General features: G+C 64.8%; 13 protein-coding genes. 9 read left to right on the top strand and 4 right to left on the bottom strand.

What is annotated here, in order from left to right; genetic code table 11:
- Positions 1–35: 35 nt before the first annotated feature.
- Positions 36–1349, bottom strand: coding sequence for an O-antigen ligase family protein (locus HAP47_RS08650; protein ID WP_173638612.1), 1314 nt, complete (start codon positions 1347–1349; stop codon positions 36–38).
- Positions 1346–2341, bottom strand: a complete 996-nt coding sequence (locus HAP47_RS08645; protein ID WP_231168812.1) for a glycosyltransferase family 2 protein — start codon at positions 2339–2341, stop codon at positions 1346–1348. Before HAP47_RS08645 ends, HAP47_RS08650 begins: the two co-directional genes overlap by 4 nt.
- Positions 2342–2753: 412 nt before the next feature.
- Between HAP47_RS08645 and HAP47_RS08640 the strand changes: the two genes are divergently transcribed.
- Positions 2754–3842, top strand: coding sequence for a radical SAM protein (locus HAP47_RS08640; RefSeq protein ID WP_173638614.1), 1089 nt, complete (start codon positions 2754–2756; stop codon positions 3840–3842).
- A gap of 72 nt (positions 3843–3914) precedes the next feature.
- Here HAP47_RS08640 and HAP47_RS08635 read toward each other — a convergent pair whose 3' ends face one another.
- Positions 3915–4883 carry a glycoside hydrolase family 26 protein gene (locus tag HAP47_RS08635; RefSeq protein ID WP_176396224.1) on the bottom strand — a complete coding sequence of 323 codons (969 nt, stop codon included), beginning with the start codon at positions 4881–4883 and terminating at the stop codon, positions 3915–3917.
- A gap of 418 nt (positions 4884–5301) precedes the next feature.
- Here HAP47_RS08635 and HAP47_RS08630 point away from each other — a divergent pair, with 418 nt between their 5' ends.
- The 7 genes from HAP47_RS08630 to HAP47_RS08600 all read left to right on the top strand — a co-directional run bounded on the left by HAP47_RS08630 (position 5302) and on the right by HAP47_RS08600 (position 14472).
- A complete protein-coding gene (locus HAP47_RS08630; protein ID WP_173638615.1) occupies positions 5302–6228 on the top strand; it encodes a DUF6492 family protein in 927 nt (308 codons plus the stop codon).
- Complete coding sequence (locus tag HAP47_RS08625; RefSeq protein ID WP_173638616.1) at positions 6222–7664, top strand: lipopolysaccharide biosynthesis protein; 1443 nt, start codon at positions 6222–6224, stop codon at positions 7662–7664. The genes HAP47_RS08630 and HAP47_RS08625 overlap by 7 nt, the downstream gene beginning before the upstream one ends.
- Positions 7665–7668: 4 nt before the next feature.
- A complete protein-coding gene (locus tag HAP47_RS08620) occupies positions 7669–8481 on the top strand; it encodes a class I SAM-dependent methyltransferase (protein WP_173638617.1) in 813 nt (270 codons plus the stop codon).
- Positions 8481–9233, top strand: coding sequence for a polysaccharide deacetylase family protein (locus tag HAP47_RS08615; protein WP_173638618.1), 753 nt, complete (start codon positions 8481–8483; stop codon positions 9231–9233). The genes HAP47_RS08620 and HAP47_RS08615 overlap by 1 nt, the downstream gene beginning before the upstream one ends.
- A 153-nt stretch (positions 9234–9386) precedes the next feature.
- Complete coding sequence (locus HAP47_RS08610) at positions 9387–11705, top strand: Wzz/FepE/Etk N-terminal domain-containing protein (protein ID WP_173638619.1); 2319 nt, start codon at positions 9387–9389, stop codon at positions 11703–11705.
- Between the two features lie 65 nt (positions 11706–11770).
- Positions 11771–12877 (top strand): glycoside hydrolase family 5 protein, encoded by a 1107-nt coding sequence (locus HAP47_RS08605; protein ID WP_173638620.1) that lies wholly within the window; start codon positions 11771–11773, stop codon positions 12875–12877.
- A 92-nt stretch (positions 12878–12969) separates the two neighbouring features.
- Complete coding sequence (locus HAP47_RS08600; protein ID WP_231168811.1) at positions 12970–14472, top strand: hypothetical protein; 1503 nt, start codon at positions 12970–12972, stop codon at positions 14470–14472.
- A 59-nt stretch (positions 14473–14531) separates the two neighbouring features.
- Here HAP47_RS08600 and HAP47_RS08595 read toward each other — a convergent pair whose 3' ends face one another.
- Positions 14532–15131, bottom strand: coding sequence for a 3-keto-disaccharide hydrolase (locus HAP47_RS08595; protein WP_173638621.1), 600 nt, complete (start codon positions 15129–15131; stop codon positions 14532–14534).
- Between the two features lie 219 nt (positions 15132–15350).
- Between HAP47_RS08595 and HAP47_RS08590 the strand changes: the two genes are divergently transcribed.
- Positions 15351–15821: a cupin domain-containing protein gene (locus tag HAP47_RS08590; RefSeq protein ID WP_231168810.1), complete on the top strand. Its 471-nt coding sequence runs from the start codon at positions 15351–15353 to the stop codon at positions 15819–15821.
- Positions 15822–15876: the final 55 nt, after the last annotated feature.

Here is a 15876-nt window from a genome sequence, read left to right as displayed (position 1 = left end):
AGGGAAAACCGCCTCACACTTTTCCGGATCATGCTCTACGCCCGCATCCGGAAACGGGCGAGATAATGCAGCCCGAATACCGCGATCAGGAATGTCACCCAGATCGTGTCGGCGCGATCGAGGAAGAAGCTCTCCATCGACGACAGATAGAGGCCGAACAGCCAGATGCGCAGGAACAGCATCGTCAGGGGGGCATCATTGCCGCCGCGATCCGCGGCCTGGAAGTCGCGCAACGGCTTGACGACAACAGCCGCGATCAACAGCACGAGACCCGGCAGACCGGTCCCGAGCGCGGTATCGAGATAGCCATTGTGGCTGTGCGAGGCGTAGCCCGCCCACTCCTTGCCTTCCTGCAGGTTCTGGATCGCGCTGGTGCCCCAGAACGACTCGAAGCCGTAGCCGGTCCATAGCCGCTGATGCAGCGATTCGAGGGCGAAGGCCCAGATGTCGGCGCGGCCGGTGAAGGAGGTGTCGATCGGCATCCGGCCGGCGATCGCCGCAAGCGTATCGCTCATCACGGTGCCGACGCTGAACAGATTGAGCAGCACCAGCGGCGTCAGCAGCAGCAGCGCGCGGCCCCACAGCGAGCTGATCACCGGTGTCAACGCGGTCAGCATCAGCACGGCGACACAGAGCACGATCGCGCTCTTGCCGGCGGTAAAGAACAGGAACACCGCGGCGAGCCCGGTCACGGCGATGCCCGACAGCCAGCCGCCGGCCCGCATCAGATAGATGCCGAGGAAGATCAGCATCGCCATCATCGCGGCCGCGACGTTCTTGTGGCCGAACGCACCGCGCCAATTGCCGGCAAGCGCCGGTTCCTGCGGATCGGTGGCCTGGTGGATCGACAGATGCGGCGCCAGGAAGACGCCGAGATAGCAGGTCACGAGCAGGACCAGCGCGGCGATGCCGAACCAGCGCATCAATTCGCCCTGCGATTTCGGCAGCAGCAGCAGCGTCGCGGTCACCACGATGACGAACATCGACAACGCCAGGCGGCGCAGCGAGGTGGCCGGGTCGGACGACAGCACGACGGTGACGCAGATCCAGCCCACGAACAGCAGCAAGGCCGGCGTCAGCAATGATTTCAGCGCCGGCAGATTGTCGCGCAAGGTCAGCGCCAGCATCGCGACCGTCAGCACGCCGAACAGGGCGTAAAGCACCGCATCCTTGCCGGTAACGACGTCGCCGACATGGAAGCCGCTCAGATCCGCGAACGGACGTAGCGATATCCAGACCAGCAGGAGAATACCGACAAAGAATGCGCCGCGGACGATATCCATCACCGGCCGGCGCGCAATGTCGGCGATCAGCGCCCGGCTCTCGGCGGTGACGGACAACTCACTCACGACGCGATCTTGGAAGCTGCGTAGGGCTGCGGCTCGATGCCAAGCACGGCGAGCGCGCTGCCGACCGCGACCACCATCGGGTGCATCGCAATGACGGCCTGCTGCTCGCGCAGCACGATGCGCATGAAGCGATACAGCGAGAACGGCACCAGGCCGAACATCTTGGCCTTGACGGCCGCGCGCGACCACATTGTCTGCGCCGCCTTGCGCTCGATGTGATAGTTGATCGCGCCGATCCGCAATCCGCGCCGCACGATCCAGCCGAGACTGGTCCGGGTCGAGGGAACGGTCTCGCTGATGACGGCGTCCGTGACCCAGAAGAAGCGAAAGCCGGCGCGGCGCGCCCGCGCGAAGAAATCGTGGTCGCCGCCGCCGAGGAAGTTGAAACGCAGGTCGAAGGCGGGCCGTCCGAGCTTGTCGAACACCGCGCGCCGGATCAGGCAATTGCCGCAGCCATAGATCACCGGAACCGGTCCGCTGGCATGATAGGCCGGCGCGAACGCCGGATGGCGCTTGAGGCCGCCCTTGTGCTTGTCATCGAAATCCGGCCACACCGGCCCGCCGACGATCTCGGCGCCGGAGCTCTCGGCCGCCTGCACCATCCGCTCCAGCCAATCCGGCGAGGCGACCTCGTCGTCGTCGATCATCAGGAAGTGTTGCGCGTTCGGAAAGGTCTCGAGCGCGGTCTCGAACGCCGCGTTGATCGCCTGGCAATTGCCCTGCCGCGGCTCGACGATGCAGACGCCGCGAAGCTTGCCGGAATTGAGAAACTCGGCCGCGACCGGCGCGCTCTCGCAGCGCGCCGCATCGTTCTCGACCACGACGATCGCAAAGCTGCGTTCGGTGCGCTGTGCCGCCACGGACTCCAGCGTCAGCCGCAGGTGCTTCGGGCGGCGGAAGCTCGGAATGCAGATGACGGTCTCGACGGAGCAATCCAGCGCGGGCGAGGTGGTGACCCAGGCGCGGTCCGCTACAGCAAGCTCGGTCGACATTTCCATGCCCTCCTGGCAATCGCGATCCGCACGACGCATCATCCCGGCACGGATCGGAATGGGACATGGCCGTCCCAAAGTGACCGACACGGGCGCCAATACGAACGCGGATCGAACGTTACGGCGACCTCATGGCAAAATCCGCTCCAGACGAGACCCGCGTTACCGCAACTTCGTCACAAGGTTAATTTGAAGTCGAACGAAGCGATTCAAAGGAATAGCCGACCTGGGCCGCGCGGCCTCACGATCGACGCCACGCCGTTAGCTGATCCTTAGGGTTAAGAGCCGTCACGCACGTGCAGTGTGCCTTGCGGTGTGTCTTGCGTTCCAGTTGGCATTCAATTTGCTGATCCACCCATACATCCTCGATCGATCCGGTCGCAACAACGCAAAACACTGCCTGAGGTTCACCTTGAAAGCGCTCGACCTCGTCTCGCTCGGCACCAAGCACGTCCGCAACGCCCTCTCGGAAGAGCTCTATCTGCGTACCGGACGGGACGTCACCCGTCCGGCCGCGATCTTCGCCGAGGTGGTCGAACGCTGCAATTACAAGTGCCGTTACTGCGACTACTGGCGCCGTCCGAACTATCGCGACGAGATGTCGATCCCCGAATGGCAGCTCGCGCTCGCGAGCCTGAAGGAATTCATCGGCGCCTATCACGTCGAGTTCGCCGGCGGCGAGCCCTACATCAAGAAGGGCTTTCTCGACCTGCTGCGGTTCTGCCGCGACAACGACATCCACTGGGGCGTCACCACCAATGGCGGCGCCTACCTCAACAAGAAAATCGTGGCGCAAACCGTCGAGGCGCGCCCGTTCAACATCAACATCTCGATCGACTCCATCGATCCCAAGATTCACGACTACTCGCGCGGCGTTGAGAACTCGCTGAGCGACATCGTGCAGGGCATCCGCAACGTCGCCGCGCAGCGCCGTGCCGAAGGTCTGGATTTCCCGATCATCATCAAGCCGGTCGTGCACCGGCTGAACTTCCGCCGCCTGCCTGAAATGGTCGACTGGATCCAGCAGATCGGCGCCACCGCGCTGAGCTTCCAGCCGGTCGAGCAGGGTACACAGGAGGTCGAGGACGAGCTGTGGATCGGCGAGAACGAGATGGACGATCTCATCAAGGTCCGCGACGAGCTGCTGCGGATGAAGCGCGAGGGCGCACCGATCCTCAATGGCGAGGCCGTGCTGCGGGCCTGGCCGAACCATTTCCGCCGCGAGAAGGCGCCGAAGGAAGTGATGCCCTGCCGCGTCGGCATGCGGAATTATTTCATCCGCTCCGACGGCCGTCTCGAAGTGTGCTGGTTCTTCAAGCCGATCGGCAACGTGCGCACCCAGACGGCGCGCGAGATCTGGTACAGCGAGGAAGCCCAGGCCCGCCGCAAGGAGACCATCGCCTGCGACAAGCTCTGCCTGTTCACCTGCCTCGCCCAGCGCACGCTGCAGGACAAGCTGAAGATGGGCCTGACGCTGTTGACCAACACCAAGGCCGCCTGACGCAGCACGAGAGGAACAGCAAAGCCCGGTCGGTCCACGGACAGATCGGGCTTTGGCTTGATCGTGTTGAGCTCAGCCCGCGAACAGTTTGCGGAACAGGCTGGCGGATTCCGGAAACTGGCCGTTGTCGATCTGCGTCGGCCACAGGCCGTCGACATCGAAATAGGCCGCGTAGGCGATCGCAGCCTGATTGGCGGCGAACCAGTCGTGCATCTGCTGCACGAAAAACGCGTTGTCGCCGGACTGGCCGACGCCCCATTCCGGATAGCTCATCAGCTTGCCGTGCTTCGCTGCGAACGTACGCTGCCATTCGAGACCGAAGGGCGCCTTCAGACAGGAATTGGTCCAGCGCTCCGCCGGGCTGCCGTCCGATTTGAAGTCGTAGACGTCGAGGCCGATGAAATCGACGACGTCGTTGCCGGGATAGGCGGCGTCGGCAGGCATGTCCTGAGCTCCCCAGCCCGGACACCAGTCGAATTTGAAACTGCCGGAATGTCGACGGAAAATTCCAGCCACGCGGCGGAACGCCTTGATGTAATCGTCTTCATGGCCCTTGGCGAACCAGCCCATATTGGAGATGTTCATCTCCCAGCCGAGGCGGATGATCGCCTTCGGATGCGATCCCGCAATCGCGCGCGCGGCCGTCTCGAAGTCGGCATCGTGCAGGCCACCCGCGACATCGGCGAGCGGCGTGCCGGTGATGGTGAGCGGCACCGACCACACCACATTGCGCGACGGATTGAGCTTCTTCCAGAGCCCCGGCGCCCAATCGAGCTTGTGAAAGTCGTCCCAGCTGCTCTGACCGTAGAAGTCGACGCCGAGCACCGACGACCGGGGCCGGCTGAGCCATTTCTCCCAGGCCTGCAGCACATGCTCGCGGCCGGTCTCGCCCCAATTGACGAAGGCGCCGGCGAACCGCGCCGAATTCGCACCGAGCGGCGATCGGGCAGACGGCGCGGCCCGCGCGGTCGACAGTCCGCCCAGGGCAAGCGCCGCGACTGCGAGGGCACCGCGCCGCGTGATTCCGCGATCAGTTGGCATCCCGCGCTCCAGTTGGCTCGCTCGCGGCAAGCGTGCCAAAAGCACACAGCGCCGACAGTGCGGATGTCTCGAAATGGACTGATGGTGCAGCCCGCGGTTCAGCCGTGCCGCTCAGTCGCCGGAAATGCCATCGAATCTGCATGTGCACTCACCTGCGCCGACCAAATCGGCATTCGAGACGCCAGCACTGCAATATCCGGGCAACATCCCGATCCAGCGTCAAAATCGCGCAGCCGAGCGATGCTTTCCGATCCGTCAACAGTCGCGGCCGGCCGCCATTTACCATTGCTTAACCATCGCCGCCGCCGGCAGGGCGGTCACAAGGCTCCGGCACCGATCTTGCTGAACTGAGGTTCAGGACAAGTCTGGCGGCCATGATGTTCCGCCCTGACACGGTGTCGCCGGAGAGAGTTACGAGATGAACCCTGTCGCGTTGCTGACCCCGACCTACGGGCGCGATCTGGAAATCTGCACGCTGCTGTGCGAGAGCGTGGATCGTCACGTCACGTCCTTCTCCAGGCATTATCTGCTGGTCCCGGATTGCGACCTGCCGCTGTTCGCGCCACTCGCAAGCGAGCGCCGCATCATCATTCCGGCCTCCGCCTTCCTGCCCGACTGGCTGCGGCCGCTGCCTCGCATGATCCAGCGCAAGCGCCGCCAGTTCTGGTGGTCGCTGCGCGCCAAGCCAGTGAACGGCTGGCACGTGCAGCAGATCCTGAAGATCGCGGCGACGATCTCGTTGCCCTATGAGCGGTTCTGCATCCTGGATTCCGACATCGTGTTCTTCCGCGATTTCGACCTTTCGCGCTTCCAGTATCCGAACACGATCCCGCTGCTGAAGATGGCGGACGCGGTCACCGCCGACCAGCCGCGCCATTCGCGCTGGCTCGAGACCAGCCACCAGCTGATCGGGCTGCCGACGCCGCCCTTCCCGGCACCGGACTTCATCGGACACATCATCTTCTGGGACAAGCAGACCACCCGCGCGCTCGCCAAACGCATCGAGGCCGTCACCGGGATGAGCTGGATCGAAGCGCTGTGCCGGACCCGCGAGTTCTCCGAATACCTGCTGTACGGCTTCTTCGTTGAGAACGACGAGTCCGCCGCATTGCGTCACTCCGACGTGCCGAAGACGCCATGCGTCAGCTACTGGGACGATCCGACCCTGAGCAAGGACGAACTCACCCGGCTGCTGCTGCGCGCCAACAGGGATGACGTCGCGTTCTCGATCGCATCGTTCTCGGGGACGCCGGTCACGACAATTCGTGAGGTCGTGGCCGAGAGCGACGCCATCCTGGCGTCGTCGGCGGCAACAAGGCTCTCGGAGCTCGCCGCATCATGCTGATCGGACAGGCCAGCATCAACCTGACCGCCAACGTGCTCTCGGCGCTGCTTGGACTGCTCAGCGTGTTCATTTTCACGCGGCTGTTCGCACCGCATGACTATGGCATCTTTCTGCTCGGCGTCGGTTTCGCCTCGGTCATATCGGTCTTCCTGGTCGGCTGGTTTCGCAACCTGATCCTGAGCGGCCACGCCCGCAACGACGGCACCGACGTTCGCGGCCTGGTGGCGTCGGGTTACCTGATCTGCTGCCTCACCGCCCCGATCGCCTATCTGCTGGCCCGCCTCGTCGGCCTCGATACCGCTGCCGCGCTCGCGGCCGTGGTTCTCGCCATTGCAATCGGCCTGTTCGAGCTGACGCAGGATCTGCTGCGTGCACGGCTGAAGGCGCTCTCGGTCATGAAGGCAACGCTGGTCCGCGCGGCCGCCCTACTCGGCCTCGGTGTCGTGGTTGCGCTGCTCAGCCCGACCGGCGTCCTGCTGCTGCTCGCGGCCGCCTCGGCCTATCTCGTCGCCGTGCTCGTGCAATCGCGCAGCGCATGGCGCGGCACGATCGTCAATTTCGACCGTGCCGACCTGCGCTCGCTTGCCCGCACCGGCCTGCCGCTGACCTTGTCGCTGACGCTGCTCGCGATCTCGAGCGTGACCGACCGCTTCATGATCGCAAACCTGATCGGCGCAGCCGACGCCGGCAAATATGTCGCGGCGCTCGACCTGGTGCGCCAGACCCTGATGATGCCGGCGATGAGCATGGCCGCGGCATTCTTTCCGATGGCCGTGCAAATCCAAGCCCGGCAGGGCGATGCCGCGGTCAGGCCCCATCTCGCCGATTGCCTCGAGTTGCTTGCCGGCGTCACGCTGCCGGCCTGTCTCGGCTTTGCGCTGATCGCCCCGCATGTCGCCAACATCATCCTCGGCGCCGACTTCCGCGCGGTCGCAAGCGAGATCATGCCGGTCATCGCGATCGCCGTGCTGTTCCAGGTGCTGACGCAGCAATATCTGCATGCGAGCTTCCTGCTGTCGGGACGCAACTCCTTCTACCTGATCAACACCGCCTCGATCATCGCCGCGAATGTGATCCTGTCCTACGTGCTGGTCAGCCTCGACGGCGCGATCGGCGCGGCATGGGCGCGGCTCGGCGCCGACATCACGGGCTTTGTCTGCGCCCTGATCCTGAGCCGCTTCGCTTTCCGGATTCCGATCCCGCTCGGCCGGCTTGCTCTGATCGCGATCGCCGCGCTCGCGATGGCCCTCACCGTCGGCGCGCTCGATCGCGCCCTCGACCTCGCCGATCTCCCCGCCAGCATCGCGCTGATTGGAGCGGGGCTCGCCGTCTACGCCGCGCTCTGCTGGTTGTTCGACATCGCGCGTCTGCGCGGTCGGCTGAAGCGGGGCCTCGTCATATTCCACACCAGATCCGCAAACAGCAACGTTGGATGAGCCGATGAACAGATCTCTCGCGCTTGCTACGCGTCCCGCCCCGCTCACCGAACTCTCGATGCCCGTCCCCGCTGAAATCCATCCGGAGTCACTGCTGGCCTTGCCGCCCGGCGAAGCCAAGCAGAGCCTGCTCACGGTTCACAGCATCCTCGAAGCCCGGCTGCCGGCCGGTCCGCTCTCGATTTACGAGGCCGGCGGCGGCTCGACCAGCTATCTGCCGCTAGGCGTGCTGCGCCGTTCGCATGTGACCGTCGTCGACATCGACGCCGATCAGATTCGCAACAACAGCTATGCGCAGGAAGCCATCCTCGGCGACATCCAGACCCATCGCTTCCCGCCGCAGCGTTTCGACCTGATCATCTGCTACAACGTCATCGAGCACATCCCCGATGTGGAGACCGTGCTGAGCGGGTTCTGCGAAGCGCTGAAGCCGAACGGGCTGTTGCTCATCGGCGCACCGAACCCGAAGTCGCTGTCGGGTATCGTCACGAAATACTCCCCGCACTGGTTTCACGTCTGGTTCTACCGCCATGTGCGCGGCGAGAAGAACGCCGGACTGCCGGGCGAGGCACCGTTCCCAACCCATTTCCATCCGCTGGTAACCCTTGGCAACCTCGAAGCGTTCGCGGCCAGCCGCGGACTGCAGGTCATCTACCGGAAGAAGTACGAGAGCCCGCGCTATCCCGAGATGCGCCGGCGCAAGCCGCTGCTGGCCGCGATGATCGACGCCGGAGCGAAGACGATCAACGCGTTGCTGCCGGGCAAGATCGACGTCCGGCACGGCGACTATCACGTGATCTTGCGGAAGCTTGGGTGATGAACGCATTGTGGTCGGAAGCCAGGGTCAAGGTCAGCCACCGGCTGGCGATGCATGTGCAGGTCGAACGCTTTCGCCTGAACAATACCACGCCGATGGTCACCTTCACCTTTGACGATCTGCCGAAGAGCGCGGCAACATTAGGCGCCGACATCCTGGAATCCTACGGCGCCCGCGGTACGTTCTACGTGTCGGGCGGACTGGTTGGACTGGACGCGCCGGGCTGGACCACCGGCAGCGCGGACGACGTCGTCTCGCTGCATCGCCGTGGCCATGAGGTCGGCTGCCACACGTTCTCGCACCGCCGCGCCTGCGATCTCGACGAGACCTCGCTGGCCGCGGAGATCGCGCGCAACCGGACCTATTTTCATTCGCTCGATCCGACCATGCGGGTCGAGACCTTCGCCTACCCGTTCGGCTACGGCTCCTACGCGCGGAAGCACCAGTTGAGGTCCGAATTTCGCACCTGCCGCAGCATCGTGCCCGGCGTGAACAGCGGCGAGGTCGACCTGCAATTCCTCCGCGCCATGCCGCTGATCGACCGCCAGATGTCCCGCGACCGGATCGACATGGCCTTCGCCGAGGCGGCAGGCATCAACGGCTGGTTAATTTTCTACAGCCACGACGTCGCCGACGTGCCGAGCCTCTATGGCTGTACGCCAGAGCTGATGACCTACGCGCTGGAGGCGGCGGCGCGGCGCAATGTCCCGGTGCTGACGATGGCGGAGGCGTTTCGATGCGCCCGCGCTTAAACCCTTTGTTTGCCTTTCTGGTGAATAGTCGGCGAATGAGTATGGTTAATTTTTCGTGTTGCGTGTTTTCCGCGTCGTCTCGTGCGCGTTGCATGGCCCGAAAGAGTGCTCCTCATCCGATACGTGCGGCCATTCAGACGGAAGCTGGGGTCGATGCTTAGTTATGACCAGCCGATCAACCAGGCCAAACCGGAGCCGCGCCGGGCCGCAATCCCGGCCGGCTTCAACGTGCTCGAGCTGATGCGGCTGTTGTGGGCGCGCAAGGTCGCGATCGTCTCAGTCGCGCTGCTCTGCGCCTGCGTCGCGGTCGCGATCGGCAAGAGCCTGACACCGAAATATACCGCGGGCGCCCAGCTCTATGTCGACCCGCGCGAGCTGCAGTTGGTCGAGCGCGAGCTGACCCCGCGCGCCCAGGACGTCTCCGGCCTCGCGATGGTGGTCGAGAGCCAGTCGCGCCTGATCACATCAAACAATGTGCTGCTGCAGGTGATCCGCGACACCAACCTGGTGAAAGATCCCGAGTTCGGCGGTGGCGCCGCGAGCGCGGGCCTGCTCGCCTCGCTGCTCGGCCTGTTCGGCATCGAGCCGCGAACGACGGCGGAGCAGCAACAGCAGATCGAGATGACGACGCTCGACACGCTGAACCGCCATATCAATGTCAAGAAGACCGATCGCACCTTCATCGTCGACATCGACGTGTGGTCGCACGATCCGGTCAAGGCGGCGATGCTCGCCAACGCGATCGCCAAGGCCTATCTCACCGAGTCCAAGCAGTCGCAGGCCGAGGCCGCGCGGCGCGCCACCCGCGACCTGTCCGGCCGGCTGAAGGAGCTGCAGCAGCGCCTGCGCAACGCCGAAGAGGCGCTTGCGACCTACAAGGCGCAGAACAACTTCGTCGGCTCGCAGGACAATCTGCTTACCGACCAGCAGCTCTCGGTCGGCAACCAGCGGCTGGCCGCGGCGCGGGCGCTCACGCTCGATGCGCAGGCCAAGTACGACCAGATCGAAGCCAGCCGCCGCGGGTCGATGGACGCGGGCGCGACCGCCGAAGCGCTGCAGTCGCCGACCATCGCCAATCTGCGCTCGCAATATGCCGATGCCAAGAAGCGGCAGGCCGAGCTGCAGGGCGAGCTCGGGCCGCGCCATCCGGCGCTGCGCCAGGTCGAGCAGCAGGTCGAGGACCTGCGCCGGACCATCAAGGAAGAGATCGACCGCTTTGCGGTATCCGCGAAGAACGATCTGACCCGGGCGCGCGACTATGAAGCGTCGCTCAATAAGGCGCTCGACGTTCAGAAGCACCAGAGCGTGCAGATGAGCCAGGCGTCGGTGCGGCTGCGCGAGCTCGAGCGCGAGGTCGATGCCAGCCGCGACGTCTATCAGTCCTTCCTCAAGCGCTCGCGCGAGACCGAGGAGCAGGAGAGCCTCAACACCTCGAGCGCGCGCGTGATCGGCGATGCGACGATCCCGCAGCAGCGCACTTTCCCGCCGCCGATGACCCTGCTCGCGATGATCGGCTTCATGTTCGGCGCCCTCGCCGCCGCGGCCTGGATCGTTGCAGCCGGCCGGCTGGCGCCCGGCGCCGATCCGATCCGTCCCAGGCTCCAGCCGAAACAGGATGTCGCACCGGAGCGGCAGCCCGTCATCGCCAAGGCCAAGCGGCCCGTGCAGGCACCGCCCGCGGTCCAGCCGGCTGCCGCTCTCATCGACAAGCCCGTGATCGAGAAGCCACTGATCGCCGAGTTGCAGGAATCCGACGTCATGCGCACGCTTGGCGGCATCCTGACCGGCGACAATCCCGCCGACGTCACGCGGTTCGGCTGGCCGACGCTACGTACCAGTTCGGCGCTGGGGCCGTTCTCCAACACAATGCGGCAGATCCATGCGGCGCTGGCGACGTGCGCCGCCCCGGAGGCCGTCCCCGTGCTGGCCGTGATCGGCACCGCCGACGATCCCGACCGCAGCGTTGTCGCGCTCAACATCGCGCTCGTCGCCGCGCGCGACGGCGCCCGCGTCCTGCTGATCGACGCCGATGCAACCGTCCACGCCCTGACCGACAGGGTTGCGCATCCCGTCCAGAGCAGGCCGAGCCGGCTCGACTGGCTCACGATCGGCAGCAAGGCGTCCCGCGCCATCAACACCGCAAACGGCATTGCCATCCTGCCGGCGATCAAGGGCAATCCCGCCAGGGCCAGCGAGGCGATCCAGAAGGCGATCGCGCAGGCGCGCTCCGCCGGCGGCCACGACCTCGTGATCCTCGACGGCCCACCGATGCCGTGGGGTGCGGACGAACGGCGGCTGTTCGACATGGCCGACGGGCTGATCGCGGCGCTGCCGGTGGATCGCGACATCAACGCGTCGATGGAAGACATCATCACCGCGCTCGGTGGCGCCGAGCGCAAGCTCGCCGGTGTCGTTCTCAACGAACTCCAGTCCACCGTCGCAAGCCAGCAGCACGACAGGCAATATGCGTGAGCGACGCGCCAGCTGCGCCGCGTTCTGGCTCGCTGCTGCGGCGGCGATCGCGAGCTGATCATCCGATGGCCCGGCTATCGATCCCCGCCATCATCGCTGCCGCGTCCATTCTGATGTCGGTCGCCGCGCGGGCCTGCCCTGCCCTGGTCGAAGGCGTCCCGGCGGACCGGATCAAGGCCTTGTCGCGCGGTGTCAACGCCGACGGCTGGATCGTCGATCCGCGGTCGGCGCCGTCGCGCGGCCTGCTGCTCGAACTGCGCAAGGCCGGCCTGGCCCACATCCGGCTGCCGGTACCTGCCGACTTCGTCATGCCGCGCTTCGCCACGAAAGCGGAGATCGACAGCCGGCTGCAAGCCGTCGATGCCGCACTGAAGACCCTGCTCGCACTCGGCTATGCCGTGTCGATCGACCTGCATTCGGGTCAGCACTTCAACGCGCTGCACAAGGACGATCCGCCCGGCGCGATGGCTGAAATGAAGAGCGCCTGGACCGTGCTCGCGCGGGTCATGCAGCGCTATCCCTCCGATCGGGTCTTTGCGGAACTGCTGAACGAGCCGGAGGTCGACGCCGCGCAGTGGCAAGGTGAGGTTCGGGAGCTGGCCGGTTTCATTCGCCAATTGCTGCCGCAGACCACGCTGATCACGGGTCCGGTCAATTGGCAGCGTGCGGACTCGCTGCCGGGCTTCGCGCCGCTCGACGATCCGAATGTCGTCTATGCCATCCACTTCTACGATCCGATGGTGTTCACCCATCAGGCCCATTGGGATCGGAGCGAGCCGCTTCACGACGTCGTTGGACTGCCCTATCCGATCCGCGCCGACGATCCGAAGGTTCAGCAGTTGCGGGAACAGCTGACCGCGCTTGACAGGCCCAAGGCGCTTGCGATGGTCGACCGCGCCATCCCCGACCGCGGCATCGATAAATGGCTCGAGCCCGCGGCTGCCTGGCAGCGGCAATATTCCCGTCCGATCATCATCAATGAGTTCGGCGTGCTCAAGGCCGGCGCACCGCGCGAGAGCCGGTTGCGCTGGCTCGCCGGCGTCACGGCCTACGCCCGGCAGCAGTGCTGGGGCTGGACCCATTGGGAGCTGTCGCAGGGCTTTGGCCTGGCCGACGCCGTCACCGGCAAGGCCGATCGCGACGTGCTGAGGGCGCTGCTCGGGACGCGCTGACCGATCTGGTTAACCGGATCTTACACAATGGGCGGCTAGATCGACGATGCGGGTGTGGCACGCCACCCATCCGGTCATTTAGGTCAGAGCCTGTGCGAGCAGACATAGCCCCGCGGCCGCTGTTGGCCGGCGACCTCGTTCCTGCGCTCGTCATCGCCGTGGCATCGATCGCATTCGCGCCGATCATGCAGGCGGCCAATGCAGGGCTCGCAATCGTGGTCGAAGGCCTGATCGGCTGCGCCATCGTGCTCGCGGCGCCTGCCTATGCGCCGTCGGTCGCCGTCTTCATCATCTTCTTCCAGAATCTGTTCGTCTCGATCCTGTCGTCCAACATGACGACCGAGCAGGAGATGGATTTCGTCAAGGGCTACAATTTCCTGATCTGCGCGGTCATGTGGCTGGTCACGTTGGCGCTGTACATGCTGCGCGAGCGCAAGCATTCGCCCGAGATCGACCGGATCATGAATTGGGGGCTGATGACCCTCGCGGTTGTGGGAGCCTATTTCCTGCTCGGCGCCACGCAGGACGCGCATGCGGCCCTCGTCTATCTGCGCAACATCGCGTTTCCGCTGTTCCTGTTTCAGCTGTCGCTGCTGACCGCCGCAAGCTTCGAGATCCGCATCACGCCGTTCCTGGTGACCGTCGCCACGCTGCTGATCGTCTGCGGCTATGTCGAATTGCTGTTTCGCGATTTCTGGCTCGATATCACCAATGGCTACACGTTCTGGCACTTCGACGAATTGAAGGCGACCCGCTCCGGAGCCTGGGAAGCCGAGATGCGCCAAACCGGCAATGTCCCGGTCGATCTGATCGACCGCTTCCGCTTCAGCTTTCTCAATAGCCCGCTGTTCGAGGATCTCGGACTGTCGTCGATTTTGCGCATCTTCGGACCCAATATGAGCCCGATCAGCTTCGGCTACGGGATCGCCTTCTCCATCCTGTTCCTGTTCGCGGTCGGATATCGCTGGCTGGCGCTGGTCGCAATCCCGCTGCTAATCTTCTGCAGCGTGAAGGGCGCGCTCATCCTGGTCATCTTCGTGGCGCTGGCCTGGACGGCAACCTGGCTGCTCGGCGCCACCATCACCCTCGCCGTCGCGCTGGTCGGACTCGTGCTGTATGCCATCGTGGCGATCCACATCGGGCTCCAGATCGGCGACTTTCACGTGATCGGCTTCATGGGCGGCTGGGATGGATTTCTGCACAACCCGATCGGCCGTGGCCTCGGCGTCGGCGGCAATCTCTCTGAAGGCTACTTCTCGATCGACTGGAACGCCGCGCAAGCGGCCGGCACGATGGACGGCGCGGTGGAGAGCGCCGTCGGCGTCTTGCTCTACCAGATGGGGATGGGCGCAGTGGTGCCGCTCGGCTTCTTCTTTGCGGTGGCGCTGAAGGCCTGGCGCCTCTATGCCTCGTCCGGAATTCTCATCCAGGGGCTCGCTGCGTTCGGCACGATGGTCGTGCTGGTGAACGGCATCTTCCAGGAGGAGGCGCTGTTTGCGCCGCCGGCGCTCGGGCTGTTGCTGTGCCTGACCGGGCTCGTGATCGGTCATCATTTGCGCACGCAAGGCGACGACCTGAAGGCTTCCGGCGGATAGCACATGAGACGCGATCAAGCCCGGCCGCGGCGCGACCGGGCTCTCCTCGACGTGCGCCGTCAGAGCGGCTTGATCTGCACCTTGCGGAACTTGACCACGCCGGAGCCATACTGGAGCGCGACGTAGCCGTTGGCGTGCTTGGAATCCTGCGCGTCGACGGTCTTCTGGCCGTTCAGCGTCACGACGAAATGCGGTCCCTGCGCCGTGATCTCGTAGACGTTCCACTTGCCGGCCGCCTTCGGCATCGGATCGACCTTGCCGACGTCGACGATCGCGCCGGTGCCGTAGGTCGGATCGGGCCGCTTGTCGAAGATGTTGACCTCGTAGCAGACCTTGGAGTCGATCACCTTGTTGCCCTCGCAGCGGATGAAGACGCCGCTGTTGGCGTCCTCGTCGGTCCAGAACTCCGCCCGAATCTGGAAATCCTTGTACTGGGTCTTGCTGACGAGATAGGAGAGATCCTTGCCGTCGAGCTTGTCGGCGGCCAGCGCGCCGTCCTTCATCGCCCAATTGGCCTTGCCGACCTCGTCCCAGTCGCCCTTCCTGGAGCTGTCGAGCAGCGTGACCCAGCCGTCATCACCCGATGCGGCGGTTGAAAATTGCAGCGCGGCCGCACCGATCACAAGTCCCGCCGCCAAGATCGACAGATGCTTCTTCAAGGTTATCCTCCCGTCTTTTGGTTGGCGCGCAACCTATCATCGTCTGCAGCGTCGTAAACGCGTTTTTCATATTGCAACTGCGCTGTGTCACGGCCCGATGCCGCAATCCTGAGAGCAGACATGCGAGAGCGCGTCTTGTCCGAGGCGAGCGAGAGCGATTAGCATCATGCGAGATACGGGCGCGGCAGTCGCCCGAACGAACTGACCTGGGAGAACACGATGACGGCGTCGAACCGGTCCTGGCGATACCTGATGATGCCGCTGGCCCTTGCCGGCACGCTGAGCGTCAGCTCCGCGGCCGAGCTCAATCCGGCCGCCGTCACCTACAAGTTGCCGGACCAGATTCCCTGGAGCCCGGTCGACGCGCGCGGCGCGCAGAATGCCGTGGTGGTCGGCGATCCCTCGAAGCCCGGCTTCTACATGGTCTACACCAAATGGACCAAAGGCAATCACTTCAGCCGTCCGCATTTCCATCCCAACGACCGGTACATCGTCGTGCTGAAGGGCACCTGGTGGGTCGGCTCGGGCCCGAAATTCGATCCCGATCACGGCACCGTGGCAATGCCGGCGGGAAGCTTCGTCACCCATTTCGGCAAGCAGGTCCATTGGGACGGCGCCAGGGACGAGGACGCCGTGCTGCTGATCATGGGCGAAGGGCCGGCCACCGCGACCGAGGTGGAACAGAAGTAGCCGGACGCGGCTAGCAACCTTTGCATCCACCCAGCGTTTCATCCCCTCATCATCA

The organism is Bradyrhizobium sp. 41S5, from assembly GCF_011516665.3.
In the GTDB taxonomy this organism is placed as follows: domain Bacteria; phylum Pseudomonadota; class Alphaproteobacteria; order Rhizobiales; family Xanthobacteraceae; genus Bradyrhizobium; species Bradyrhizobium quebecense.
Note: the sequence above shows the minus strand (reverse complement) of the source record. Positions and strands in the feature narration are given on the sequence as shown.

What these genes read in the sequence shown, in the direction of transcription:
- HAP47_RS08645 (WP_231168812.1), bottom strand. Translation starts at nt 2,341, where the DNA reads ATGTCGACCGAGCTTGCTGTAGCGGACCGCGCCTGGGTCACCACCTCG.
- HAP47_RS08635 (WP_176396224.1), bottom strand. Translation starts at nt 4,883, where the DNA reads ATGCCAACTGATCGCGGAATCACGCGGCGCGGTGCCCTCGCAGTCGCG.
- HAP47_RS08630 (WP_173638615.1), top strand. Translation starts at nt 5,302, where the DNA reads ATGAACCCTGTCGCGTTGCTGACCCCGACCTACGGGCGCGATCTGGAA.
- HAP47_RS08625 (WP_173638616.1), top strand. Translation starts at nt 6,222, where the DNA reads ATGCTGATCGGACAGGCCAGCATCAACCTGACCGCCAACGTGCTCTCG.
- HAP47_RS08620 (WP_173638617.1), top strand. Translation starts at nt 7,669, where the DNA reads ATGAACAGATCTCTCGCGCTTGCTACGCGTCCCGCCCCGCTCACCGAA.
- HAP47_RS08615 (WP_173638618.1), top strand. Translation starts at nt 8,481, where the DNA reads ATGAACGCATTGTGGTCGGAAGCCAGGGTCAAGGTCAGCCACCGGCTG.
- HAP47_RS08610 (WP_173638619.1), top strand. Translation starts at nt 9,387, where the DNA reads ATGCTTAGTTATGACCAGCCGATCAACCAGGCCAAACCGGAGCCGCGC.
- HAP47_RS08605 (WP_173638620.1), top strand. Translation starts at nt 11,771, where the DNA reads ATGGCCCGGCTATCGATCCCCGCCATCATCGCTGCCGCGTCCATTCTG.
- HAP47_RS08590 (WP_231168810.1), top strand. Translation starts at nt 15,351, where the DNA reads ATGACGGCGTCGAACCGGTCCTGGCGATACCTGATGATGCCGCTGGCC.